Source organism: Mesorhizobium sp. M7A.F.Ca.CA.004.06.1.1 (assembly GCF_003999135.1).
Classification (GTDB): Bacteria; Pseudomonadota; Alphaproteobacteria; order Rhizobiales; family Rhizobiaceae; genus Mesorhizobium.
This window is the reverse complement of the sequence record NZ_RZPQ01000839.1, coordinates 1-2,450: the sequence shown is the minus strand read 5'-3', so window position 1 is coordinate 2,450 and position 2,450 is coordinate 1. Positions and strand designations below refer to the sequence as shown.

The 2,450-nt window shown below is 64.3% G+C and carries 2 protein-coding genes and 1 pseudogene; 2 read left to right on the top strand and 1 reads right to left on the bottom strand.

Translation table 11 applies throughout. From position 1 onward, the window contains the following. Nucleotides 1-200: pseudogene (locus EN906_RS30930) on the bottom strand (response regulator transcription factor); the annotation flags it as partial. 46 nt (nt 201-246) lie between these two features. Between EN906_RS30930 and EN906_RS30925 the strand changes: the two are divergent. Then, complete coding sequence (locus EN906_RS30925; protein WP_206517176.1) at nt 247-1,020, top strand: response regulator transcription factor; 774 nt, start codon at nt 247-249, stop codon at nt 1,018-1,020. 84 nt (nt 1,021-1,104) lie between these two features. Continuing rightward, a partial coding sequence (locus tag EN906_RS30920; protein ID WP_164777492.1) for a sensor histidine kinase occupies nt 1,105-2,450 on the top strand: 1,346 nt, incomplete at its 3' end.

Below are 2,450 nucleotides of genomic sequence, written 5' to 3'. Positions count from 1 at the left end.
AGCAGGTCCCGCCCCTCCGCCTGGCTGAGACTGTCGCCGACGACGACGACGTCGATGCCCTTTCCCGACAACAGCGATTCGGCCTCCCAGGGCTGGCGCGCCTGATGCACATCGTGACCGCGCCGCTCGAGATGGTCGGCGAGTTCGGTCGCCACCACTTCGGCTACCGAAACGAGCGCAATGACGGATCGTGCAGCCATGTTTTCCAACCGTTCCCTAGCAACCCGGATATGAGTGCTGGACATGATGTTTATACCCAATCTACTTTCCACTGAAAGTGGGAGCGAAAGCATCGTGCGGGCAAGAATTGTCATCGTCGAGGACGAGCCCGATCTACGGGACGCGGTCGCCGAATATCTTGGCGCCGCCGGCTATGAGGTGGCCACCGCCGAAAGTGCTGCCGCTGCGCGCAGCCTCGTTGAAACGCAATCGTTCCATCTCGCCATTCTCGACATCGCCATGCCGGGCGAGGACGGCCTCTCGCTCGGCCGCTGGCTGCGTTCGAAACTGCCGATCGGCATCATCTATGCGACAGCGGCCGGCACCGCGCTCGACCGCATCGTCGGGCTGGAACTCGGTGCCGACGATTACATCGTCAAGCCCTACGAATTGCGCGAAGTGCTGGCCAGGGTGCGCAGCGTGTTGCGCCGCGTTCCCCAGCCGAAGGAGCTCCAGGACAAGAAGGCCGGGACGGATCGCCGTTCCGTTGCCTTCGGTCCCTTCCAGGCCGACCTCGACGGCAGGCTGGTCACCGGCGCCAATGGCGCGGTGATCGACATGGCCAAGAGTGAGTTCGACGTGCTGGAGATTTTCCTCACCCGCGCCAATCGGCTGCTAACCCGCGCCGCGATCTCCGAGGCGATTGGCTTCACCGAAGATCCGGAATCGTCACGCGCCGTCGACATTCGCATCATGCGGCTGCGTAAGAAGATCGAGGCCGATCCCGCCAATCCGAAATTCCTGCGCACGGTGCGCGGCGAGGGCTATATCTTCTCGCTGCCGACCGGCGACGGCAACTGAGCACCGGGCCAGAAGGATTCGGTTGCTCGCCAGCCAGAATTGGCACGACTCCGAATTGGCGCGACTCCGGAATGACAGCACAAGATGATCGCTGAAGCAGCAAGCACCGATATGCAAGGGTTCAGGCAGGGCGCGGCGATGGCGGCCGTGCGTGTCGTTCGCCGGCTGCGCGAGGCCGGCGACTGGCAGCGCGAGATAGACGGCATACTGGAAACGCTCTGCCGGGCCATGGATTGCCAGCGCGGCATCCTGTTTCGCTTGCGCGAGCTGCCCGGCCAGGGCTTCGCCCAATCCGTCGCAGCCTACTGGATCGACCCTCTTTTCGGCGGCGAACTGGCGTCGCCGACCGTCATCATGCAATCGATCGTCAATTCGGACCCGCTGCTGGAGCGGCTGGCCGAGGACGAGAGGCAAGGCAAGGTGTTCGCCGGGCATACGCGCGACCTTGAAGGCTTCCTGAGGGCCGACTTCGAAAAACAGCACATCAAGTCGTTTCTGTCGGTGTCGGTATTTGCGCATGGCCATCTCTGGGGGACGCTGGCAGTCAATGACTGCGTCAACGAGCGTGCATGGACGGACGAGGAAGAGGCGACCCTGCACATCATCGCGCTGGCCATCGGCGACGCCATCGAGCGCTCGCCCTCCGACGCCCACGCCAGCGAGGTCATTCGCCGCACCATGCTGCAGGCCTCGCTCGACGCTATCGTCGTCATCGACGAGACCGGCTCGATCATCGAATTCAATCCGGCCGCCGAGAAGATGTTCGGCTTCCAGCGCAGCGACATCCTCGGCAAGGACCTGCTCGATACGATCGTGCCGATCTACTACCGCAAGGGCTATGCCTCAGGGGCCGAATACATGTCCGGCCGCGGCGCGCCGATGGTCGGCCAGCGGCTCGAGACGGTGACCCAGAATGCCGCCGGCGAAGTGTTCCCGATCGAGCTGACGGCGACCGAGATGCGGGTCGCCGACCGCCGCCTGATCTTCGGCTCCATCCGCGACCTGCGCGACAAATTGCGTGCCGAGGAAGAAATCGGCCGGCAGCGCGAGAAGCTGCACCAGAACGAGAAGATGGCGGCAATGGGTTCGTTGCTGGCCGGCGTGTCGCACGAACTCAACAATCCGCTGGCCGTGGTTGTGGCGCAATCGACGCTGCTGCACGAATTCGCTTCCGATCCGCAGACCAAGGTGCGCGCCGAGAAAGTCCGCGCCGCGGCCGAGCGCTGCGGCCGCATCGTCAAGAGCTTCCTGTCGATGGTCCGCCTCCATCCCGCGGCACAGGCCGAGACCGACCTCAACCAGGTGATCCGGTCGGCACTCGAAGTGACCGCCTATGGCGCGCGCTCAAGCGGCATCGTCATCGACACCGATTTCGCCGCCGGCCCGCTGCTGGCCATGGCCGACGCCGACCATGTGACGCAGGGAGCGGC

Bases quoted from the DNA above. Each gene is read 5' to 3' on its own strand.
- EN906_RS30925 (WP_206517176.1), top strand. From the start codon at position 247: ATGTTTATACCCAATCTACTTTCCACTGAAAGTGGGAGCGAAAGCATC.